At 60.8% G+C, this 22,442-nt stretch carries 22 protein-coding genes; 10 read left to right on the top strand and 12 right to left on the bottom strand.

Annotation, left to right across the window (positions count from 1 at the left end):
• Positions 1-22: 22 nt before the first annotated feature.
• A complete protein-coding gene (locus BSG20_RS19595; RefSeq protein WP_197901953.1) occupies positions 23-754 on the bottom strand; it encodes a response regulator transcription factor in 732 nt (243 codons plus the stop codon).
• Between the two features lie 341 nt (positions 755-1,095).
• On the opposite strand from BSG20_RS19595, the gene BSG20_RS19590 reads away from it, so the two are divergent.
• From BSG20_RS19590 to BSG20_RS19580, 3 genes are all read left to right on the top strand, one after another.
• Entirely contained in the window at positions 1,096-2,706 is a 1,611-nt protein-coding gene (locus tag BSG20_RS19590; RefSeq protein ID WP_072370077.1) for a phosphoenolpyruvate carboxykinase, read from the top strand.
• Between the two features lie 96 nt (positions 2,707-2,802).
• Positions 2,803-3,237 carry an alternative ribosome rescue aminoacyl-tRNA hydrolase ArfB gene (gene arfB / locus BSG20_RS19585; protein ID WP_072370080.1) on the top strand — a complete coding sequence of 145 codons (435 nt, stop codon included), beginning with the start codon at positions 2,803-2,805 and terminating at the stop codon, positions 3,235-3,237.
• A gap of 1 nt (position 3,238) precedes the next feature.
• A complete protein-coding gene (locus BSG20_RS19580; protein ID WP_072370083.1) occupies positions 3,239-3,850 on the top strand; it encodes an alpha-ketoglutarate-dependent dioxygenase AlkB family protein in 612 nt (203 codons plus the stop codon).
• Here the strand turns inward: BSG20_RS19580 and coaA are convergent.
• Genes coaA through hisB form a run of 7 tightly spaced genes read right to left on the bottom strand, consistent with a single transcriptional unit; the run spans position 3,847 to position 8,506 of the window.
• Complete coding sequence (coaA, locus tag BSG20_RS19575; RefSeq protein WP_024313175.1) at positions 3,847-4,842, bottom strand: type I pantothenate kinase; 996 nt, start codon at positions 4,840-4,842, stop codon at positions 3,847-3,849. The genes BSG20_RS19580 and coaA overlap by 4 nt on opposite strands.
• Positions 4,839-5,162, bottom strand: coding sequence for a phosphoribosyl-ATP diphosphatase (locus tag BSG20_RS19570; protein ID WP_072370085.1), 324 nt, complete (start codon positions 5,160-5,162; stop codon positions 4,839-4,841). Before BSG20_RS19570 ends, coaA begins: the two co-directional genes overlap by 4 nt.
• Before the next feature lie 15 nt (positions 5,163-5,177).
• Positions 5,178-5,966, bottom strand: coding sequence for an imidazole glycerol phosphate synthase subunit HisF (hisF, locus tag BSG20_RS19565; RefSeq protein ID WP_072370088.1), 789 nt, complete (start codon positions 5,964-5,966; stop codon positions 5,178-5,180).
• On the bottom strand, positions 5,963-6,712 hold the full coding sequence (hisA, locus tag BSG20_RS19560; RefSeq protein ID WP_072370091.1) for a 1-(5-phosphoribosyl)-5-[(5-phosphoribosylamino)methylideneamino]imidazole-4-carboxamide isomerase: 750 nt from the start codon (positions 6,710-6,712) through the stop codon (positions 5,963-5,965). The genes hisF and hisA overlap by 4 nt, the downstream gene beginning before the upstream one ends.
• Positions 6,713-6,738: 26 nt before the next feature.
• Positions 6,739-7,389 (bottom strand): imidazole glycerol phosphate synthase subunit HisH, encoded by a 651-nt coding sequence (gene hisH, locus BSG20_RS19555; protein WP_072370093.1) that lies wholly within the window; start codon positions 7,387-7,389, stop codon positions 6,739-6,741.
• Entirely contained in the window at positions 7,389-7,874 is a 486-nt protein-coding gene (locus BSG20_RS19550; RefSeq protein WP_072370096.1) for a DUF2628 domain-containing protein, read from the bottom strand. The genes hisH and BSG20_RS19550 overlap by 1 nt, the downstream gene beginning before the upstream one ends.
• Positions 7,875-7,897: 23 nt before the next feature.
• Complete coding sequence (gene hisB / locus BSG20_RS19545; RefSeq protein ID WP_072370099.1) at positions 7,898-8,506, bottom strand: imidazoleglycerol-phosphate dehydratase HisB; 609 nt, start codon at positions 8,504-8,506, stop codon at positions 7,898-7,900.
• Positions 8,507-8,684: 178 nt separating this feature from the next.
• Between hisB and hslV the strand changes: the two genes are divergently transcribed.
• The 6 genes from hslV to BSG20_RS19515 all read left to right on the top strand — a co-directional run bounded on the left by hslV (position 8,685) and on the right by BSG20_RS19515 (position 15,888).
• Positions 8,685-9,212 (top strand): ATP-dependent protease subunit HslV, encoded by a 528-nt coding sequence (gene hslV / locus BSG20_RS19540; RefSeq protein WP_072370102.1) that lies wholly within the window; start codon positions 8,685-8,687, stop codon positions 9,210-9,212.
• Positions 9,199-9,720: a GNAT family N-acetyltransferase gene (locus BSG20_RS19535; protein ID WP_072370105.1), complete on the top strand. Its 522-nt coding sequence runs from the start codon at positions 9,199-9,201 to the stop codon at positions 9,718-9,720. Before hslV ends, BSG20_RS19535 begins: the two co-directional genes overlap by 14 nt.
• Positions 9,717-11,024, top strand: a complete 1,308-nt coding sequence (gene hslU / locus BSG20_RS19530; RefSeq protein WP_072370108.1) for an ATP-dependent protease ATPase subunit HslU — start codon at positions 9,717-9,719, stop codon at positions 11,022-11,024. Before BSG20_RS19535 ends, hslU begins: the two co-directional genes overlap by 4 nt.
• A gap of 189 nt (positions 11,025-11,213) precedes the next feature.
• Positions 11,214-12,161, top strand: a complete 948-nt coding sequence (locus BSG20_RS19525) for a DUF1402 family protein (protein ID WP_072370203.1) — start codon at positions 11,214-11,216, stop codon at positions 12,159-12,161.
• Between the two features lie 52 nt (positions 12,162-12,213).
• Positions 12,214-13,626 (top strand): cytochrome P450, encoded by a 1,413-nt coding sequence (locus BSG20_RS19520; RefSeq protein WP_072370111.1) that lies wholly within the window; start codon positions 12,214-12,216, stop codon positions 13,624-13,626.
• 90 nt (positions 13,627-13,716) lie between these two features.
• Positions 13,717-15,888 carry a malate synthase G gene (locus BSG20_RS19515; protein WP_072370114.1) on the top strand — a complete coding sequence of 724 codons (2,172 nt, stop codon included), beginning with the start codon at positions 13,717-13,719 and terminating at the stop codon, positions 15,886-15,888.
• A gap of 76 nt (positions 15,889-15,964) precedes the next feature.
• Here BSG20_RS19515 and BSG20_RS19510 read toward each other — a convergent pair whose 3' ends face one another.
• Complete coding sequence (locus BSG20_RS19510; protein WP_072370117.1) at positions 15,965-16,651, bottom strand: L,D-transpeptidase; 687 nt, start codon at positions 16,649-16,651, stop codon at positions 15,965-15,967.
• Positions 16,652-16,831: 180 nt separating this feature from the next.
• On the opposite strand from BSG20_RS19510, the gene BSG20_RS19505 reads away from it, so the two are divergent.
• Positions 16,832-17,326, top strand: a complete 495-nt coding sequence (locus BSG20_RS19505; protein WP_072370120.1) for an MmcB family DNA repair protein — start codon at positions 16,832-16,834, stop codon at positions 17,324-17,326.
• Between the two features lie 2 nt (positions 17,327-17,328).
• Here BSG20_RS19505 and BSG20_RS19500 read toward each other — a convergent pair whose 3' ends face one another.
• From BSG20_RS19500 to hrpB, 3 genes are all read right to left on the bottom strand, one after another.
• Positions 17,329-17,904: an ActR/PrrA/RegA family redox response regulator transcription factor gene (locus BSG20_RS19500; protein ID WP_037116872.1), complete on the bottom strand. Its 576-nt coding sequence runs from the start codon at positions 17,902-17,904 to the stop codon at positions 17,329-17,331.
• Between the two features lie 69 nt (positions 17,905-17,973).
• Positions 17,974-19,284 carry an ActS/PrrB/RegB family redox-sensitive histidine kinase gene (locus BSG20_RS19495; RefSeq protein ID WP_072370123.1) on the bottom strand — a complete coding sequence of 437 codons (1,311 nt, stop codon included), beginning with the start codon at positions 19,282-19,284 and terminating at the stop codon, positions 17,974-17,976.
• A 27-nt stretch (positions 19,285-19,311) separates the two neighbouring features.
• Positions 19,312-21,777, bottom strand: coding sequence for an ATP-dependent helicase HrpB (hrpB, locus tag BSG20_RS19490; RefSeq protein ID WP_072370126.1), 2,466 nt, complete (start codon positions 21,775-21,777; stop codon positions 19,312-19,314).
• Positions 21,778-22,442: the final 665 nt, after the last annotated feature.

Genomic DNA, 22,442 nt, shown 5'->3' with positions numbered 1-22,442 from the left:
CAGATGCCGCGCCGCTTCGGCGTCAGGCTGCTTCGCGGAAGCGGTACCCCACTCCGTAGAGCGTTTCAATCATATCAAAGTCGGTATCGACCATCTTGAATTTCTTGCGGAGCCGCTTGATGTGGCTGTCGATGGTGCGATCGTCGACATAGACCTGCTCGTCATAAGCCGCGTCCATCAATGCGTCACGGCTTTTGACGACGCCGGGACGCTGGGCCAGCGAATGCAGAATGAGGAATTCGGTCACCGTCAGCGTCACTGGCTCACCTTTCCAGGTGCAGGTGTGGCGTTCCTGGTCCATGACCAGCTGGCCGCGCTCCAGCGAGCGAGCAAGCTGCTGTGCAGTGCCCGGTTTTGGAGCAGCACCGCCAGCCGCGGCGGCAGCCTCTCGGCTCGATGCGCGGCGCAGGACGGCGCGCACACGCTCGACCAGCAGACGCTGCGAGAACGGCTTGGTAATAAAGTCGTCGGCGCCCATCTTCAGGCCAAACAGCTCATCGATTTCCTCGTCCTTGGAGGTGAGGAAGATAACCGGGATGTCGGATTTCTGTCGCAGGCGGCGCAGGAGTTCCATGCCGTCCATGCGCGGCATCTTGATGTCGAAGATGGCAAGATGCGGCGGGCGGGCCAGGAGACCGTCGAGGGCGGAGGCGCCATCGGTATAGGTCTCGACCTTATATCCTTCGGCCTCGAGTGCGATCGATACCGAGGTAAGGATATTGCGGTCGTCGTCAACGAGCGCGATTGTCGGCATGGTATTCGTCTCCGTCATCTATGCGCGTCTCCAGGTATTTAGAAGGTCCCCAGGCGGCCTTTGTGAACCGGATGCGCTTATGGGGATAAAGGTGGAACAAATTGTGGCAAAGATAAAGGGTGAGATTGTTGTAAAGTTTTGATGGCAACCAAAAGCTGTGCCGCTCTTTGCTCTGGCCACTTCTGATTCAAACGATTTAAAATATCACAGGAAAATTTAAATCGATTAATAGTTTGATATTACTACGTTTTATTGATTTTCTGCTATTGCGTTTTAAAAAAACCGCCCGTACGGTCACCCTCAGTTCTTTAACGCACGAGCCTCAAGGGAAGGGAAAGACCATGGAGCTGTTCGGAGTCCACAACCCGGCGATAGAGCTGGCGACGATCGGTTTGGGGAGTGCAAACAGCGCTCGCTATAACTTTACGGCCGCCTCCCTCTATGAAGAATCGATTCGCCGGGGTGAGGCTGAACTCACCGCTCATGGTGCATTGCGCGCCTTGACGGGTCAGCACACCGGTCGCTCGCCCAGGGACAAGTTCGTCGTTCGTGATGCCAACACCGACGGTCAGATCTGGTGGGACAACAACAAGCCGATGTCGCCGGAGAACTTCGCGCTCCTGAAGCAGGACATGCTCGCGCACGCCGACGGCAAGGATCTGTTCGTTCAGGATCTCATCGGCGGTGCCGATGAGAACAATGCGCTGCCGACGCGTGTCGTGACCGAGCTGGCATGGCATTCGCTGTTCATTCGTAACCTGCTGATCCGCCCGGAGCGCTCGACCCTGGAATCTTTCGCTCCGAAGCTGACGATCATCAACCTGCCGACTTTCAAGGCCGACCCCGAGCGCTATGGCTGCCGCACGGAAACCGTCATCGCTTGCGACCTGACAAATGGTGAGGTGCTGATCGCCGGTACCTTCTACGCCGGCGAAATGAAGAAGTCGGTTTTCACTGTGCTGAATTATCTGCTCCCGGCAAAGGGCGTGATGCCGATGCACTGCTCGGCCAATGTCGGCCCGGATGGCGATGCCGCGGTCTTCTTCGGCCTTTCTGGCACCGGCAAGACGACGCTTTCGGCCGATCCGGCCCGTACGCTTATCGGTGACGATGAGCATGGCTGGGGCGAGGACGGCATCTTCAATTTCGAAGGCGGCTGCTACGCCAAAACCATCCGCCTGTCGGCGGAAGCGGAACCGGAAATCTATGCCACGACGCAGCGCTTCGGCACCGTTCTCGAAAACGTCGTTCTGAACGATCAGCGTGAACCTGATTTCAACGATGGATCGCTGACGGAAAACACTCGTTGCGCCTACCCGCTGGATTTCATTCCGAACGCCTCGAAGACCGGTCTTGCCGGTCACCCGAAGACGATCATCATGTTGACCGCGGATGCCTTCGGCGTCATGCCGCCGATCGCCAAATTGACGCCGGATCAGGCCATGTACCACTTCCTGTCGGGCTACACCGCCAAGGTGGCCGGCACCGAGCGGGGCGTGACCGAGCCGGAAGCGACCTTCTCGACCTGCTTCGGCGCGCCGTTCATGCCACGCCATCCGTCAGAATATGGCAATCTCCTGAAAGATCTCATCGGCCGCCACGGGGTCGAATGCTGGCTGGTCAACACCGGCTGGACCGGTGGGGCCTACGGCACCGGGAAGCGCATGCCGATCAAGGCAACGCGCACGCTGCTTGCCGCAGCGCTCTCGGGCGAACTCGGGAAGGCGGATTTCCGCGTTGATCCGAATTTCGGCTTCGCGGTTCCCGTCGTGGTGCCGGGCGTCGAGACGGCCATCCTCGATCCGCGTTCCACGTGGCAGGATCCGATCGGCTATGACGCACAGGCCGGCAAGCTCGTGACGATGTTCATCGAGAACTTCGCCAAGTTCGAAGGCCATGTCGATGGCGGGGTGCGCGATGCGGCCCCGGGGTTTCGCGCCGCGGCTGAATGACGCGCCAAAACATTGATGATTCACGTGAAACCCGGCGGCGTTCGCCGGGTTTCTTTGTCTGTTTCCAAGCGCCGGCCGATGTGAGATAGAAATCGCATGGCCAGCGACCCGCTTTACATCAACGATCGAATCACCATTGCCGGATGGGAGCTGACGGAGCAGTTCGTCTTGGCGGGTGGCCCCGGCGGGCAGAACGTCAACAAGGTCTCGACATCAGTCCAGCTGTTCTTCAACATTCCCAACTCACCCTCCTTGAACGAGCGCGTGAAGGTGAATGCCGTGAAGCTTGCTGGCAAGCGCCTGTCGAAAGAAGGTGTGCTGATGATCGAGGCAAGCCGCTTCCGCAGCCAGGATCGCAACCGCGAAGATGCGCGTGACCGGCTGAAAGATCTGATTCTCGAGGCGGCAAAACCGCCGCCGCCGCCCCGCAAGAAAACCAAGCCGACAAAAGGGTCGATCGAACGCCGGCTGAAGGAGAAATCGGGCCGCGCCGAGGTGAAGAAGATGCGTGGGCGCCCGTTCGGAGATTGATATGCTGAAGCTGCCGAACGGCGTCAGTCACCTTCCGGACTATCTGGACCGACCGCGGCAGCAGGCATTGGTCGATATCATCCGGACGATCGTGGCGGACGCGCCGCTTTTCGTGCCGGTCATGCCCGGCACCGGCAAGCCGATGTCGGTGCGCATGACGAATTGCGGGCCGCTCGGCTGGGTCACGGACAAGGAGCGCGGCTATCGCTACCAGCCGACCCATCCTGTCACGGGCAAGCCTTGGCCGGATATGCCCGCGGAACTGCTGGAAATCTGGAACGACGTGTCTGGCTACGGCAAGCCTCCACAGGCCTGTCTCGTCAACTTCTATTCCGACGAGGCGCGCATGGGCCTGCATCAGGACAAGGACGAGCAGGATCTCGCCGCGCCCGTCGTGTCGATATCGCTTGGTAATGGTTGCCTCTTCCGTGTCGGCGGCCTCGCGCGCAACGACCGCACGCTCTCCTTCAAGCTGTCGAGTGGCGATGTCGTTGTCTTGGGTGAGGAAGGGCGGCTATGTTTCCATGGCGTCGACAAAATCTATCCGTCGACCTCGACGCTGCTAAAGAATGGCGGTCGTATTAACCTGACGCTTCGTCGGATAACACCTTAGAGCTTCCTCAGGGCCACCTGTTCGATCAGGTGATTGTTGCCCTTGCGCAGGATCAGGTCAGCGCGCGGACGCGTCGGCAGGATGTTCTCCCGCAGATTCTTGAGATTGATGTTTTCCCAGAGGCCTTCGGCTATCGACAGCGCTTCCTCCTCGCTGATCGAGGCGTAGCGGTGGAAGAAGGAATGAGGATCGCGAAACGCCGTTTCGCGGAGCCGCATGAAGCGCGTCACGTACCAGTCGTGAATCCGGCTTTCTTCCGCATCTATGTAGATCGAGAAGTCGAAGAAATCGGAGACCATCGGCACGATCTTGCCGCCGGCCGGCAGGTCGCGTGACTGCAGGACGTTGATGCCCTCGAAGATCAGGATGTCCGGCCGATCGACGATCTTGTATTCGTTTGGCAGGACGTCGTAGACCAGATGCGAGTAGGACGGCGCCTTGACGTTCGGCTGCCCGGCCTTGATCGCCGCCAGGAAGCGCAGGATCGCGCCAGTGTCGTAGCTCTCTGGGAAGCCCTTGCGCTGCATCAGGTTTTCACGCTGCAGCACGGCGTTCGGATGTAGAAAGCCATCGGTGGTCACCAGATCCACTTTCGGGCTGGAAGGCCAGCGCGTCAGCAGTTCTTTCAGGATACGGGCGGTCGTCGACTTGCCGACGGCCACCGAGCCGGCGATGCCGATGACGAACGGCGTTTTCGCGACATTCGAGAGACTGAGAAAGCGGTTGCGCTGCTCAAAAAGCAGCTGCGATGATTCGACGTGGGCTGAGAGAAGGCGCGAAAGCGACAGATAGATCCGCCGCACTTCATCAAGGTCGATCGGGTCGCCCATGGAGCGTAGCCGCTTGACCTCGTCCCCCTTCAGAGTAAGGGGCGTATCCGCGCGGAAGCGCGCCCATTCCTCGGAGGAAAAGAAGTGATAGGGCGAATAGGCATTCGCCTGAAAATGATCGAGCGCCTCGGGCGCTCCGATGAGCTGTCTTGCGATACTCATGAACTTTGCCGGCTCGCCTTTTCCCTCAGGCCGGATTGAGCGGTACGCCGCTCAAGCTCCGCCATGACACTGTGCAACGGAATGCCCGCCACCTTCAATACGACCAATAGGTGATAGATCAGGTCGGCGGCTTCATAGGTGAGGTTCTCACGGTCGTCGGCGATTGCTGCTATCACGGCTTCGATTGCCTCTTCGCCGAGTTTCTTGGCAGCTTTCGGCTGGCCTGCGGAAACGAGTTTTGCTGTCCAGGATTCATCCGGCGAGGCTTTCGATCGCGCATCGACGATCTTTTCCAAGTCGGCAAGGGTGAATTCGCTCATGATTCTGCTTTCTAATCAGTCCAGACGCATGTCGATGCCGCAGGACGACATATAGCGCTTCGCCTCGCCGACGGAATAGATGCCGAAGTGGAAGATCGATGCGGCCAAAACGGCATTGGCATGCCCCTGCTTGACGCCGGCCACGAGATCGTCGAGGTCGCCGACGCCGCCCGAGGCGATGACCGGCACCCGAACCGAATCCGCAATGGCGCGTGTCAACTCGAGATCGTAGCCGACTTTCGTTCCGTCTCGGTCCATCGACGTGACAAGCAGTTCGCCGGCCCCGCGCTCGACCATTCTCCTTGCGAAATCCACGGCGTCGATACCGGTCGCATTGCGGCCGCCATGTGTGTAGATCTCCCAGGCGCTGAGATTGTCCTGGCCGACCGCCTGCGTGCGCCGGCGCTTGGCATCGATGGAGACGACGATGCACTGGTCGCCGAACTTGTCTGCCGCTTCCGCAACGAAATCAGGATTGTTGACTGCCGCCGAATTGATCGAAACCTTGTCGGCGCCGCAGAGCAGCAACTTGCGAATATCAGTGATGGTGCGCACCCCTCCGCCGACGGTGACAGGCATGAAGCACTGCTCGGCCGTGCGTGCGATGACGTCGAAGATCGTTTCACGATTGTCCGACGAAGCAGTGATGTCGAGGAAGCAGAGCTCGTCGGCGCCGGCAGCGTCGTAGGCCTTGGCCGCCTCGACCGGGTCGCCGGCGTCCACCAGGTTGACGAAATTGACACCCTTGACGACGCGGCCGTCCTTGACGTCGAGGCAGGGAATGACACGGGCCTTCAGGGTCACTGCGCAATCTCCTTTGCGCGTGCGGCCGCAATCAGCGCCAGCGCTTCCTTGGGATCGATGCGTCCATCATACAGCGCGCGGCCCGAGATCGCACCCTCGAGCGTGCGTGCGTCGGGCTCGAGCATCCGTTTCACATCCTCGATCGAAGCCAGGCCGCCGGACGCGATCACCGGGATCGACACCGCCTTGGCAAGTTCGAGGGTTGACGCCCAATTGATGCCTGCGAGGATGCCGTCGCGGTCGATGTCGGTATAGATGATTGCGGCAACGCCTGCGCCCTCGAATTTCCTCGCCAGTTCGATGACGCCGAGCTCGGAGGCCTCGGCCCAGCCCTCGACGGCGACTTTGCCGCCCTTGGCATCGATGCCGACAGCGACGCGGCCGGGAAACTTCTTGCAGGCTTCGATCACCAGTGTCGGATTGCGCACGGCGATCGTGCCAAGAATGACGCGGGCGAGGCCGCGCGACAGCCAGCTCTCGATATGGTCGAGTGTGCGAATACCGCCGCCAAGCTGGACGGGGTTCTTCGTCGCCTTCAGGATTGCGTCGACGGCCGCGCCATTGACGCTTTCGCCCGCGAAAGCGCCGTTCAGATCAACGACATGCAGCCACTCGAACCCTTGATCTTCAAACGCCTTCGCCTGCGCGGCAGGGTCGGGATTGTAGACGGTCGCCTGGTCCATGTCGCCGAGCTTGAGGCGAACACACTGGCCATCCTTGAGGTCGATTGCGGGAAATAGGATCATTCTGTCTGTCCTTGCAATGCGCGAGCTTAAGGCTTCCAGCGCAGGAAATTGGCAATTAGGGTCAGGCCGAGCTTCTGGCTCTTTTCGGGATGGAACTGGGCTCCGGCCATGTTGTCGCTGCCAACGAAAGCAGTGATCGGCCCGCCGTAGTCGGCCGTCGCAATCACGTCGCCAGAGTTCTTCGCCGCCAGATGATAGGAATGCACAAAATAGGCATGCAGCCCGTTCGGCCCCGTGGGAATACCCTCAAACAGCGGGTGAGGGGAACTTAAGTCCAGCGTATTCCAGCCGATTTGCGGGATCTTTAGATTGGCATTACCGGGCGTCATTTCAACCACGTCTCCGGGGATCCAGCCGAAACCATCAGTGACCGTCTTCTCGAGACCGCGTGACGACATCAGCTGCATGCCGACGCAAATGCCGAGGAAAGGTCGGGCCTTTTTCTCGACCGCATCGATCAGCGCTTCCGACATGCCGGGAACGCCATCGAGCCCGCGCCGGCAGTCGGCATAGGCACCGACACCTGGCAGCACAACGCGATCGGCGGCCGCGACGGTCTCGGCCTTGTCAGTCAGGTCGATCATGGCATCGATGCCGGCTTCCCGCGCGGCTCGTTCGAAGGCCTTCGTCGCCGAACGCAGATTGCCGGAACCGTAGTCGATAATTGCGACGCGCATCAGCGTCCTCCATCAAAACCAAAGAGACCGAGCGAGGTGGCATTGCCGTGACGCGGGGCATGGGCTGTGGGGTCCCATTGCGGCGAGGGCGCCGGACGGCTGTCGCCGGTGTCGGTGCGAACATTCGAAAAGTAGATTTCTTCAGCGGTCTGAAGCGAATCGGCAGAGACGAGGTCGGCTTCGTCCCAGCCCTTCGCGACCAGATTGCGGATACGAAGATTCTGGCCCTCGAGTGCCACCAACAGACTGGTGCCGAAAGTGATCGCGACGCCGACTGGCCAGAGGTCCGCCCGGTCTGCCAGAGCACCGCCAAGGCTCTGCAGGAGGAATGCCGCGATGGCGTGGAGCCACAGCCGATGGAAGGCCAGCCATATCCAGGGGAAGAGAAACCCGAGAATGGTAAAGCCGTCGCGAATGAAGCGCGTCTTCTCGTGGTTGGAGTCCGTTCCACCAGGCGCAGTCAGAACCAGATAGCTGGAAGTCATATCGTCAAGCTCCCTTAGGGGGCTCAGACGAGCGTGCCCTTGGTCGAGGGAACACGGCCCGCCTGTCTTGGATCGATCTCTGTTGCCGTACGCAGCGCGCGGGCAACGGCCTTGAAACATGTCTCTGCAATATGGTGGTTGTTGGCCCCATAATGGTTGAGAATATGCAAGGTGATGCCGGCGTTCTGGGCAAGTGCCTGGAAGAATTCGCGAACGAGCTCGGTGTCGAACGTGCCGATCTTCGGCGCGCTGAAGGCGACCGTCCAGACGAGGAAGGGACGACCGGAAAGGTCGACGGCTGCCTTCGTCATCGTCTCGTCCATGGCGAGATCGACCGATGCATAGCGGGCGATGCCGCGGCGATCGCCGAGCGCCTTGGCAATCGCCTGGCCGATCGCGATGCCGGTGTCTTCCACCGTGTGGTGATCGTCGATGTGCAGGTCGCCCTTCGTCTCGATCTCCATGTCGATGAGCGAATGTCGTGACAGCTGGTCAAGCATATGGTCGAAGAAGCCGACGCCCGTCGAAATCTTCGATTTTCCAGTACCGTCGAGATTGACGGAAACGGAAACCGTAGTCTCGTTCGTCTTGCGGGATACGGTGCCCGTGCGGCTTGCTGCGGTCTCGGCCATATGGCTGCTCCATCGGGAAGTACGGGGGTTCCTTATCAGGCAAGGCGTGAAATATCCAGAACCGCAGCAGCAGAAAACGACGCCATTTGCAATCGGCATTCACGCACTTACATAGGGCTCGACAGGGCCGGCGTTCGGCCCGACGTAACGAGCCCGGCAGACGAGCAAAGGTGAATAGATGACAACGATTGTTACAGTTCGAAAGGGCGGCAGGGTCATCATGGCCGGCGACGGTCAGGTAAGCCTCGGCCAGACCGTGATGAAGGGCAATGCCCGCAAGGTCCGGCGCATCGGCAAGGGTGAAGTGATTGCCGGTTTCGCGGGCGCCACCGCGGATGCCTTCACCCTCCTCGAACGTCTTGAAAAGAAGCTCGAACAATATCCGGGCCAGCTAATGCGCGCAGCCGTCGAGCTCGCCAAGGATTGGCGCACGGACAAGTATCTCCGCAACCTCGAAGCCATGATGCTCGTCGCCGACAAGCAGGTGACACTGGCGATAACAGGCAACGGTGACGTTCTTGAGCCGGAGCATGGCGCCATGGCGATCGGTTCGGGCGGTAATTTTGCGCTCGCTGCGGCCCTCGCCCTGATGGATACGGACAAATCAGCCGAAGAGGTGGCGCGTCGCGCGCTGGATATTGCCGCCGATATCTGTGTCTACACGAACCATAATGTGGTGGTGGAAACCCTGGATGCCGAAGGCTGAGCACGCCCCGAAATACCGTTTCCGCGACATCAGCCGCGAGGATTTCGGCCTCGTGGCAAAGTGGCTGGCAGAGCCGCATGTCGCGAAATGGTGGGGCGCGCCCGAGACAGAGCTTGCGTCGATCGAAGAGGCGATGAACAGCATCGAGACAAGGCCGATGATCGTGGAGCTGGACGGGCAACCCATAGGTTACCTTCAAAGCTACGATCCTCATTCGGAAGACGGTCATCCCTATCAGGACCAGCCGAAAGGCACGCTGGGCGTCGATATCTCGATCGGTGTTGCCGAGCTGATAGGCAAGGGTCACGGTACTGCGATCATCCGTCAGCTCGCGGCCGAACTCTTCGCGAACGGTGCGAGGCGCATCGTGATCGATCCGGATCCCGAAAACCGCCAGGCGATTAGGGCTTACGAGAAAGCAGGCTTCCACTACGTCGATACAAGAACTTCCATTTACGGTCCGGCGCATTTCATGGCGTTGGACGCACCCGGAGTAACGGACACATGACCACTTTTTCCCCCCGCGAGATCGTTTCCGAACTCGATCGCTATATTATCGGTCAGCATGAGGCCAAGCGCGCAGTGGCAATCGCGTTGCGCAACCGCTGGCGTCGCCACCAGCTCGATCCGGATCTGCGCGACGAAGTCATGCCCAAGAACATCCTGATGATCGGTCCGACCGGTGTCGGCAAGACGGAAATCTCTCGCCGTCTCGCCAAACTGGCGGGTGCGCCATTCATCAAGGTCGAAGCCACGAAGTTCACCGAAGTCGGCTATGTCGGCCGCGACGTCGAGCAGATTATCCGCGATCTCGTCGAGGTCGGCATCGGGCTCGCCCGCGAGAAGAAGCGGAGTGAAGTGCAGGCCAAGGCGCATATGAGCGCGGAAGAGCGCGTTCTCGATGCGCTCGTCGGCTCCACGGCCTCGCCGGCGACGCGCGACAGCTTCCGCAAGAAGCTGCGTAGCGGCGAACTTGACGACAAGGAGATCGATATCGAGATCGCCGACACCGCCACGGGCATGGGCGGCTTCGATATTCCTGGTATGCCGGGCGCCAATATCGGTGTGCTCAACCTTTCCGAAATGTTCGGCAAGGCGATGGGCGGCCGCACCAAGAAGGTCCGCACGACGGTCAAGGCATCCTACACGGATCTGATCCGTGACGAGTCCGACAAGTTGATCGACAACGAAGTCATCCAGCGCGAGGCAGTCCGTGCGGTCGAAAATGACGGCATCGTCTTCCTCGACGAGATTGACAAGATCGCCGCTCGCGACGGCGGCATGGGTGCAGGCGTTTCGCGTGAGGGCGTGCAGCGCGACCTACTTCCGCTGGTGGAAGGCACGACGGTGTCGACGAAGTACGGCCCGGTGAAGACCGACCACGTGCTGTTCATCGCCTCGGGTGCCTTCCATGTTTCCAAGCCGTCGGACCTCCTGCCGGAATTGCAGGGCCGCCTGCCGATCCGCGTCGAGCTGCGTGCGCTGACCAAGGAAGACTTCCGCCGCATCCTGACGGAAACCGAGGCGAGCCTTATCAGGCAGTACAAGGCGCTGATGGAGACCGAAGGATTGAGCCTCGAATTCACCGATGACGGCATCGATGCTCTGGCCGATGTCGCCGTTCACCTGAACTCGTCGGTCGAAAACATCGGTGCCCGCCGCTTGCAAACGGTGATGGAGCGCGTATTGGACGAGATCTCGTTCAACGCGCCGGATCGCGGCGGCACAGCTGTGACCATCGATGCCGAGTATGTACGCAAGCATGTCGGCGACCTGGCGCAGAACACGGATCTGTCCCGCTTCATCCTGTGATGAACAAGCATCGGGTCATGTCTTCACTGACGTAATGACGCGATTTTGACAGCTTGAACTCTCGACAGCGGGCCTTTTACTTTTTAGTGAAAGGCCCGTTTTGTTGTCAGCGCCAGCATCATTCGGCCAAGATTGTGGTCCAGTCAGCGCGCTTCGCGACAATGCCATGAACCGATGAGAACGCTGATCGTGCGACGCCTTCTGACAAGCCTCTTGATTGCCGCTGCCATGCTGACCTCGGCTCCCGCTTCTGCCATGCAGGTGGTGCCGCCAGGAAATCGTCATGCCGAGCAACCGGATGTTCCAGGCGCCTCGGTCCGCCGCACGAAAGGCACGAAGACCTCGTTCGATCGCAAGTACGAGAAAGTTCATGATCTCCTCGCCTCGGATCACGAGCTGATGGCCAAGATCAAGAAGGTTTCGGCCGCTTACGGCATCGATCCGATTCATGTGATCGGCGCGATCGTCGGCGAGCATACGTATAATGTCGACGCTTACGACCGTCTGCAGTCCTACTATGTGAAGGCTGCATCCTATGCCGGCGAGAGCTTCCGCTTCGCCTATAATGGCGAGGACGTGGACGACTTCATCAAGCGGCCGCAGTTTTCCGAATGCAACGGCAAGGGCGATGCCTACACGCTTTGGAGCTGCCGCGATGATATCTGGGAAAGCGATTTCCGCGGCAAGACCGTGGACGGCAAGAGCTTTCCGAACAATCGCTTCAGCGCCGTTTTCTTCCAGCCCTTCTATGCCGGTCAGACCTTCGGCCTCGGCCAGATCAACCCGCTGACGGCGCTGATGCTCTCGGATCTCGTCTCCAAGGTGTCGGGCTACGAGAAGCTGAACGAGAAGGACGCTGGTTCCGTCTACAAGGCGATCATGCAGCCCGATATCTCGCTCGCTTTCGTCGCCGCCTCGATCCGCCGGTCGATCGACGATTACAAGGAGATCGCCGACATGGACATCTCCAGGAATCCAGGCCTGACCGCCACGCTATATAATGTCGGCAATTCGCGCCAGCGCGCGGCTGCTCTTGCTGCCAAGAACCGTACTTCGGGCGAAACCGTCTGGCCGGAAGAGAACTATTACGGTTGGCTGGTCAACGATAAGCTGGACGAGCTGGAGCGTCTGCTCTAGTTTTTGCCTTGCCGGGAAGAGCTTGAGATCTTCCGCGAAAGGCCGAATTCTCATGGACATGCGTCCGCATCCCTTTGAGCCCCCAGCGCCGCTGCCGCGAACAGTGCCGCCCGGACGCCTTGAGATCATCCGAACGATCCTGCGCAACCCGCTGGAACTCTGGGGAGAGCCTTCCTATACGCTGCCGTGGATCCACACGCGGTTCTTTCGAGAAAGAACCCTGATCGTCAACGACCCCGGCCTGATCCGCCATGTTCTCGTCGACAATGCCGCAAACTACCGCATGTCGGACATTCGCCAGCTCATTCTGCGCCCCATCCTGCGCGACGGATTGCTAACGGCGGAAGGAGAAGTCTGGAAGCGATCCCGCAAGGCGGTCGCGCCGGTTTTCACACCGCGCCATGCAAACGGCTTTGCCGGCCAGATGCTTCGCCAGTCCGAGGACTATGCGAGAAAATACCAGGCCGCCGGCAGCGAGGGCAAGGTCTTCGAGATCGCCGCCGACATGACGGAGCTGACCTTCGCCATTCTCGCCGATACGCTGTTCTCGGGTGAGATCGTCACGTCCTCCGACAGCTTTGCCGATGACGTCAACGCGCTCTTGCATCGTATGGGGCGCGTCGATCCGATGGACCTCCTGCGCGCGCCGTCCTGGGTTCCGCGCCTGACCCGCCTCGGTGGCCAGAAGGTGCTCGACAAGTTTCGCTACATCGTACGCCAGACCATGGATGCCCGGCTTGCGCGCATGCAGGCCAATCGCGCCGCCGCGCCGGACGACTTCCTGACCTTGCTCCTCGATCAGGCCGCGAGCGGCGGGCTGACGAATGACGAAATCGAAGACAATATCCTTACCTTCATCGGTGCCGGCCACGAGACGACGGCGCGTGCCCTCGCGTGGACGCTCTGCTGCGTGGCGAACACGCAGCATATCCGCGAGGCGATGGAGGAGGAGATTGATCGCGTGCTGGCGCAGGATGTCGAGCCGGTCAAGTGGCTCGATCTGATGCCTTACACCCGCGCGGCCTTCGAGGAGGCGCTGCGGCTCTATCCGCCGGCGCCGTCGATCAATCGCGCCGCAATAACCGCCGATCGGTGGACCGATGCGAAGGGTGAAACGGTCGAGATCGAGGCCGGCGTCACCGTTCTCATCATGCCGTGGACGCTGCATCGCCACGAACTCTATTGGGACAAGCCGCGCGCCTACGTGCCGGAACGGTTCCTGCCGGAGAATCGCGGTAAGATCGGTCGCTTCCAGTTCCTGCCGTTCGGCGCGGGCCCGCGTGTCTGCATCGGCGCAACCTTTGCCCTGCAGGAAGCAGTGATCGCTCTGGCGGTGCTGATGCACCGTTTCCGCTTCGATCTGACGGATCAGACGAAGCCCTGGCCGGTGCAAAAGCTGACGACGCAGCCGCAAAACGGGCTGCCGATGTGCGTCACGCCGCGGTCTTTGCCAAAATCGGCATAAATCTTTCGAACTATTGCATAATTGACTATGAATGAAAGCCGGGCAAAGTGGCAGCATGCGAAAAACTGCGTGGGTCCTAGGAGACATTGAATGAGCCGCATCGATAAAAACGGTCTTGCTGTTGGAGCCGTCCTTCATGAGTTTCTGGTCAAGGAAGTGCTGCCCGGGCTGAAGATCGATGCCGACAAGTTCTTTGCCGATTTCTCGGCCATCGTTCACGATCTGGCGCCGCGCAATCGCGAGCTGCTCGCCAAGCGCGATGCGCTCCAGCTTCGTATCGATGATTGGTACCGCCAACACGGTGCGCCCACCGATATGGAAGCCTATCAGGCGTTTCTTCGGGACATCGGCTATATTCTGCCGGAGGGCTCCGACTTCCAGGTGACGACGACGAACGTCGATCCGGAGATCGCTTCGATAGCGGGCCCACAGCTTGTCGTTCCCGTCATGAACGCTCGCTACGCGCTGAATGCCGCCAACGCCCGCTGGGGCTCGCTCTACGATGCGCTTTACGGAACGGACGCGATTCCCGAAAGCGATGGTGCCGAGAAGGGCAAGAGCTACAATCCGAAGCGCGGCGAGAAGGTCATTGCCTGGGCTCGCGACCTCCTCGACACCGCCGCTCCGCTCGACGGCTGGCGCTGGAAGGATGTTGCGACGTTTGCTGTCCGGGATGGTGCTCTGGCCGTCACCTCAACCGATGGCGAGCATGTTTCGCTGACCGATGCGGCGCACTTTGCCGGCTATCAAGGCGATGCCGCGGCGCCGACTCACATCCTGCTGAAGAACAACGGCATCCATATCGACATCGTCATCGATGCCTCAACCGCGATTGGCAAGAGCGATCCGGCGCATGTCTCCGACGTCTGGCTCGAATCGGCGATCACGACGATCATGGACTGTGAGGATTCGGTTGCAGCCGTCGACGCTGAAGACAAGGTCGTCATCTACCGCAATTGGCTCGGCCTCATGAAGGGCGACCTTCAGGAGGAGGTATCGAAGGGCAGTTCGAGCTTCATCCGAAAGCTCAATCCGGATTTGGAATACAACGGTCCGACAGGTGCGCCCTTCGAAGTGCATCGCCGATCACTGATGCTGGTGCGCAACGTCGGCCACCTCATGACCAATGCCGCCATCCTTGACCGTGACGGCAATGAAGTGCCGGAGGGCATCATGGATGCGATGATCACGGGCATCATTGCGCTCCACGACGTCGGCTCGAATGGCCGCCGCAAGAATTCGCGTACTGGTTCGGTCTATGTCGTCAAGCCGAAGATGCATGGCCCCGAGGAAGTCGCGTTCGCCGCCGAGATCTTCTCGCGCGTCGAGGATGCCCTCGGCATGGCGCGCAATACCATCAAGATGGGCATCATGGACGAGGAGCGGCGGACGACCGTCAATCTCAAGGAATGCATCCGTGCCGCTCGCGAGCGCGTGGTCTTCATCAATACCGGCTTCCTGGATCGTACGGGCGATGAAATCCACACCTCGATGGAGGCCGGGCCGATGATCCGCAAGGGCGACATGAAGCAGGCCGCCTGGATTGCAGCCTACGAAAACTGGAACGTCGATATCGGCCTCGAATGCGGCCTATCCGGCCACGCGCAGATCGGCAAGGGCATGTGGGCCATGCCGGATCTGATGGCGGCGATGCTGGAGCAGAAGATCGCGCACCCGAAGGCTGGCGCCAATACCGCCTGGGTTCCGTCGCCGACGGCCGCGACATTGCACGCCACGCATTACCATCGCGTCAACGTCGCCCGCGTCCAGCAGGGCCTCAAGGATCGCGCGCGTGCCAAGCTGTCCGATATCCTTTCGGTCCCCGTCGCGGTCCGCCCGAATTGGACGCCGGAGGAAATCCAGCGGGAACTCGACAACAACGCCCAGGGCATTCTCGGCTACGTTGTCCGCTGGGTCGATCAGGGTGTCGGCTGCTCCAAGGTGCCCGACATCAACAATGTCGGCCTCATGGAGGACCGGGCGACGCTGCGCATTTCCGCCCAGCATATGGCGAACTGGCTGCACCACGAGGTCACGACCGAAGCGCAGATCGTCGAGACGATGAAGCGCATGGCCGCCATCGTCGATCAGCAGAATGCGTCCGATCCCGCCTACACCCCGATGGCGCCCGATTTCGACGCTTCAATCGCCTTCCAGGCGGCCCTTGATCTCGTCTTGAAGGGCAGGGCGCAGCCGAACGGCTATACCGAGCCAGTCCTGCATCGCCGCCGCCTCGAACTGAAGGCCGAGCAAGCGGCCTGACGAGGACAAATCAATAGAAAAGGCCACCGAAACAACGTTCCGGCGGCCTTTCTAAATACCCGATTTCAGCGGCAGCCTACTGGATAACGATGACCTTCGAGGTCGTCTTGCCCGGACGCACGCGGCTGTAGAGGTCGATAACGTCCTGGTTCATGAGGCGAATGCAGCCGGACGAGGCGGCCGTACCGATCGAAGCCCATTCCGGCGTGCCGTGCAGGCGGAAGAGGGTGTCCTGGCCCTTCTCGTTGAAGAGGTACATGGCGCGCGCACCAAGCGGGTTGCCGAGGCCCGGACCCATGCCCTCCTCGACGTACTTGGCGACTTCCGGCTTGCGCTCGGCCATTTCCTTCGGCGGGTGCCACGTCGGCCATTCCTGCTTCCAGGCGACATAGGCCGTGCCGGCCCAGGCGAAGCCCTGCTTGCCGACGCCGATGCCGTAACGCATCGCCTTGCCGCCCGGCAGGATGTAGTAGAGGAAGCGCTCGCGCGTGTTGACGATGATCGTGCCCGGGCGTTCGGTGGTTTCGTAAGAGACGATCTGCCGGCGGAACTGAGGCTTCACCTTCTGGATCGGGATCGCCGGAAGCGAATATCCCGCATCCGTCGTCACGCCGTAGGCGTCGTCGAAGATTTGCGCGGTCTGAACGGTCGGCCCCGGAGTGCCCTTGCCTTCGACGGAGGCGCTTTCGGTAGTCGAGGAGCAACCGGCCAGAGCGAGCGTCGCCATCAGGCCGAATACAGGAAATGCATTGCGGATGCGCATGGATGTCTCTTAGGAAATGGGCAAGGAGGAACGGTCTTTTGAACCATCTTTGATTATGGTTTATTTTCGATTAACTTTGCCTTTGCAAGCTGTTGCAGTGCGGCAAAACCAATACGCAGCGGCAAATTAGAAGCGCATGGTTTTTTTGCAACAACGCGCGCACTACGCCTACGGTTATCCATGACGATTTTGAATGTTTACAATAACAATCCGTTAATAGATGGCCGGCAATCGGACAGAGCTATGCTCGTGCGCCGTGGGACTCAGATTTTACTTCATGAAATGCGTCACGCGGTCTTGCCGGAGCTATCGCTTGCGAGCGGGCGGCGGGCCGACCTGATCACGATCTCGGAGAAGGGCGAAATCTGGATCGTCGAGATCAAGACGTCGATCGAGGACTTTCGCGTCGACCGCAAGTGGCCGGAGTATCGCCTGCATTGCGATCGGCTGTTCTTCGCCACCCACAAGGACGTTCCGCTCGAGATTTTCCCCGAGGACTGCGGCCTGTTCCTATCCGATGGCTACGGTGCGCATATGATCCGGGAAGCGCCCGAGCATCGCCTGGCGCCCGCCACGCGCAAATCGGTCACGCTGAATTTTTCCCGCGCAGCCGCCCAGCGCCTGCTGATGGCCGAATGGGCAAACGGCAAGCCGTTTGATGTCGACGATATCTGAGCTTACTTCGGCGCGCGCTTGGCGAGGATACGCTGCAGCGTACGGCGATGCATGTTGAGCCGCCGCGCCGTTTCCGAAACATTGCGCTCGCACATCTCGTAAACCCGCTGGATATGCTCCCACCGCACCCGGTCGGCCGACATCGGGTTTTCCGGCAGCTCCGCCTTCTCGCCGGCCCGCTGCGTCAGTGCTGCATAGACATCGTCGGCATCGGCAGGCTTTGCCAGGTAATCGACAGCGCCGAGCTTCACCGCCGTGACGGCGGTCGCAATATTGCCGTAGCCGGTCAAAACGATGATCCGCGTGTCGTCCCGACGCTGCCGGATTGCCTCGATCACATCCAACCCGTTGCCGTCGCCAAGCCGCAGGTCGACGACAGCGTATTTTGGCGGATGGCTCTTCGACTTGGCAACACCCTCCGCGACCGACTCGGCAGTTTCGACCTTGAAGCCGCGCGTCTCCATGGCGCGTGCCAGGCGGCGCAGGAACGGCCCGTCATCATCGACGATGAGCAGGCTAGCGTCCGGACCGATATGATCCGCATCTGCGAGAGAGGATTCGTGGTCAAGCTCGTTCATATTCGTCAATCCCGGCAACCGCCTGCCTGATATAGGTCAAGTATCCCGCTTTTCATTATGCCGATAGCGTCATTTTGTCGAATTTGCATCGATCAGCATGCGCGGCCATTCGACACGGACGCGTGCTCCGGCAGTTTCCGGCATGCGGTTCTCGAACACGAGCGACGCGCCGGATCGCTCCAGAAGCGTCTTGGCGATGAAGAGGCCAAGTCCCAGCCCACCGGCGCGGTCCTCCCGCTGTCTCTTTGTGACGTAGGGTTCGCCGATCCGGGTCAGAATATCGGAAGAGTAGCCTTCGCCGTCGTCCTCGACCGTGATGCGGACTTTTCTCGGATCGTGTTCGACCGTCACCGTTACCCTGTCACGCGCGTAGTCGACGGCGTTCTCGATCAGGTTGCCGAGCCCATACATGATGCCGGCATTGCGGTCGGTGACCGGCTCGCCCTTGCGCGGGCTTTTCTCGATGAGTTCGAGTTTGATTCCGAACTCCCTGTGCGGTGCCACGATCTCTTCCATCATGGATGACAGCGGCAGGCGTCGAAGATGTGCCTCGCCTTCCGCCGAGAGCGTCGCCAGGCGCCGCAGGATGTCGCGGCACCGCTCGCTCTGGCTGCGCAGCAGCTGCACATCCTCGCGAAAGCGATCGTCATCCTTCAATTCCCGTTCCATTTCCTTGGCAACGACGCTGATCGTGGCGAGCGGAGTTCCGAGTTCGTGCGCGGCAGCGGCGGCAAGGCCGTCCAACTGCGAAAGGTGCTTCTCCCGCTGCAGCACAAGTTCGGTTGCCGCCAGTGCATCGGCCAGCTGGCTTGCCTCCATCGAGACCCGATATGCGTAGAAGGCCGCGAAAGCCATGGTCGATGCGATCGAGCACCAGACGCCAAACTGCATCACAGTATGCACATTGATCTCGACCCCGTCGAACCACGGCAAGGGAAAGGGCGAAAAGGCGAGGATGGTGATGCAGACCATCGCGACCAGGATGAGCACCGTGCTGAAGCGGATCGGCTGCGACGCGAAGGAGATGATGACAGGAACGCAGACGAGGGCAGCGAAGGGATTGGCAAGGCCGCCGGTGATGAACAGCAGTGCGCAAAGCTGCAGAAGATCGAAGCCCAGCAGCGAGAAGGCCGCGCCCGGGTAGAGGCGGTGCGTCGGCGGGTAGCGGATCATCAGGTAGAAATTGACAGCCGCCAGCGCCGCGATCAACACCGTGCATGCCGCCAGCGGAAGGGGGAATTTCAACCAGAAGGCAACGATGAACACAGTGACTGCCTGGCCGCCGACGGCAAGCCATCTCAGCCGAACCAGCGTCTGCAATCTCAGGCGCCTGCTGCTGTGCCTGTCCTCTTCGGGCGAACTCTCGACATTATCAACCATCTGGCATCCCTTGAACCGTGCTGGGGCTCATGTACCACGAGGTTTTACCCTTGTCGTCGGCATGGCGTCGTCCGGCCGCTCAGGCCAGGGGTGTTTGGGATAGCGGCCGCGCATGTCGGCGCGCACATCCTTCCATGAGCCGGCCCAGAAGCCTGGCAGGTCGCGGGTGGTCTGGATCGGCCGATGTGCCGGCGATGTCAGCTCGAGAAGCAGCGGCAGTCGGCCGTCACCGATCGCCGGATGCTGCTTGAGGCCGAAGAGTTCCTGCACACGGATCGTCAAAGTCGGCTCTTCGCCGTGATACTGGATCGGATGGCGCTGTCCCGTCGGCGCTTCGAAATGCGTCGGCGCGAGGCGCGAAAGATCGCGCTGCAGCCCGTGCGGTATCAATGCCATCAAACCGTTCGAAAGACCGGATGGGGAGATATCGGAAATCCCCCGAGCATCCATCTGATAGGGAACGAACCACTCGTCCAGCCGCGAAAGCAGCGCTTCGTCGCTGAGGTCAGGCCACGGGTCGCCGATGCTGCGGTGAAGAAAGCCCATGCGTTCGCGAAGCTGTATGGCCTCCTTGGAAAAGGGAAGCTGTTCCAACCCCAGCTCGCGCACGCCTTCCGCCAGAGCGCGGCTGGCGGCCTCACCGGTCGGACGGGGCAGCGGCGTCTCGTCGAAGACGATGGCGCCGAGCCGCGTCGCCCGTCTGGCTCTGACCTGCCGGTTTTGCCGGTCGAAGAAAGTCTGGTCGCCAGTCGAAATGGCATCGGGCAGCTCTTCCTCGATGTCGGCGCGCGAAACCTCTGCTGCCGCCAGGATGCGCCCCCGCGCTGCGCGGCCCGTCAGGTCGGCGATGACGAGCATCTGGCTGCCGGCAAGTCGGTCCGTCTCCGGCAGCTCCGCGCCGCGTCCGTTCGTCATGAGGAACCGGCCTCTGCCGCCGCGCTGGAGCGCGATTCGGTCAGGAAAGGCGTGCAGCAGCAACCTTCCCGTCTGGCTGGGTTCCATTGCCTTTGCGACATCGAGACCTTTGGCCAGTCGAGCCGCCAGCTGACGCGAGCCCTCGGCGCGATCGCCGCGCTCCGACCGGAAACGTCGCATCCGCTCTTCCAGATCGAGGCTCGGGCCGCCGAGGCCTTGTTCGGTCAGCAGCACGGCAAGCACCGCCGCATCCCTTGCATGCCCGGTCTCGCCGGCCGAGATCACCATGGCGGCCAGACGCGGTGGCAGCGCAAGGTCGCGCATCATCTTTCCGCGCGCAGTCAATGCGCCGTCCTTGCCGAGCGCGCCGAGCAGCAGCAAAAGCGCGCGCGCTTCCGAAAGCGTCGTCTCCGGCGGCTGGTCGACAAAGGACAGCGAGCGGGCGTCTTGAACGCCCCAATGGGCCAGATCAAGGACAAGGCCGGAAAGGTCGCTGGAGAGAATCTGCGGCGGCGTGAATGCTGCCAATGCGGCCGTCTGCCCCTGGTGCCACAGACGGATGGCGATGCCGGGCTCGGTTCGCCCTGCACGTCCGGCGCGTTGGTCAGCCGAGGCGCGTGAAACACGCACCGTCTCCAGCCGTGTGATGCCGGTTGATGCCTCGAACACAGGAAGCCGCTGCAGGCCGCTGTCGATGACGATCCGCACGCCGTCTATGGTGATCGACGTCTCGGCAATCGAGGTGGCGAGCACGACCTTGCGCATACCGGGGTCGGCCGGTCGGATTGCAGCGTCCTGTTCCTTTTGTGTCAGATTGCCGTAAAGCGGTGCGATCAGCGTTTGTGGCCCGAAGCGGCCGTCGAGCCGCTCCTCGGTGCGGGCGATCTCCGCCTGGCCGGGCAGGAAGGCGAGGATAGATCCGCTCTCCCTGGCGTGCGCGTCCACGATGGCGCGCGCCATCGCGTCTTCAATGCGCTCGCCACCCGGCCGATCCTGATAGCGGATGTCGATCGGATAGCTTCGCCCCATGCTTTCGATCACGGGCGGCTGGTCGAGAAGTGCCGCGACGCGGGCGACGTCAAGGGTCGCCGACATGACAAGCACACGCAGGTCATTGCGCAAGGCGGATTGCACGTCGAGCGCCAGCGCGAGGCCAAAGTCGGCGTCCAGCGAACGCTCGTGGAACTCGTCGAAGATGACGGTCGAGACACCGGAGAGTTCCGGGTCGTCGAGGATCATGCGGGCGAACACGCCTTCGGTGACGACCTCGATGCGGGTTTTGGCGGATATTCTGGTGTCGAGGCGCATGCGATAGCCGACTGTCTCCCCCACAGTCTCGCCAAGCAGCGACGCCATGCGGCTTGCTGCAGCGCGGGCCGCCAGGCGCCGCGGCTCGAGGAGCACGATCTTGCCGTCGCCGCGCCAGCCCTCACTCAGAAGATAGAGTGGAACGAGCGTCGTCTTGCCGGCGCCTGGCGGCGCCGAAAGCACCGCGCGGGTCTGTGCGCCGAGTGCTGTCCCGATTGTGGGAAGAACATGCGAAACCGGAAGCTCCGGCAGGGAAGTCAAGGGGGTCACGTGCGCGTCTTCGTCTCATGGCGGGAATGGCGCGCATTTCCTCTTCTGTCAGGATATGCATGTTGCCATTCACCTGCATATTGCATCGAGGGCGAAAATACCGATACAGCCCGGTTGCGTGCAAGTCACGTCGCCGCGGGGCCGCAACAGGCCCGAAACACTCCGGACCACACAGTCAGCGGTAGAAGTCGAGCTGCCCACACAGTCAAAAGTGGCTGCTGCAACCCGTGGAGCGGGCCAAAAACACCTTCTCCTGAAAATCCCCGAGTTGAATCAGTGTGTTACAAAAATGTCAAAAAACTTTGGTGGGTGGTGTTGACTTCAAAACGGGGTAGGATCTATAAGCCCACTCACTGAACGAGGGCGGCGGCGCTGCTGGCGACGATGTCCTTCGCTTCTGAGTTTCTTGAGATTGGCTGCGACGCTGATTGTTTCCTGGGCCGGATGGTTTAGGGGCGAGGAATTTTGACCGGGGTTTCTGGTCTGTTATTTGACAATTGAAGATGAGAAGAAAGAGAAACGTGGGCGGCGGAGCTTGCGAGGATCGGAAGGAATTTCGGTTCTTAGAAAGAGACTTTGGCGGTCACGTTTATCAAGAGAAGTTACACTGGTTTTTGACGCGAAGGTTTAGGCTTTTGTGTTTAGAAAACAGGTGTGAAGTTCTC

It is taken from the genome of Rhizobium tibeticum (assembly GCF_900110205.1).
GTDB classification, from domain to species: Bacteria; Pseudomonadota; Alphaproteobacteria; order Rhizobiales; family Rhizobiaceae; genus Rhizobium; species Rhizobium tibeticum.
The sequence above is the reverse complement of the archived record's forward strand: the minus strand, read 5'-3'. Positions and strand labels throughout refer to the sequence as shown.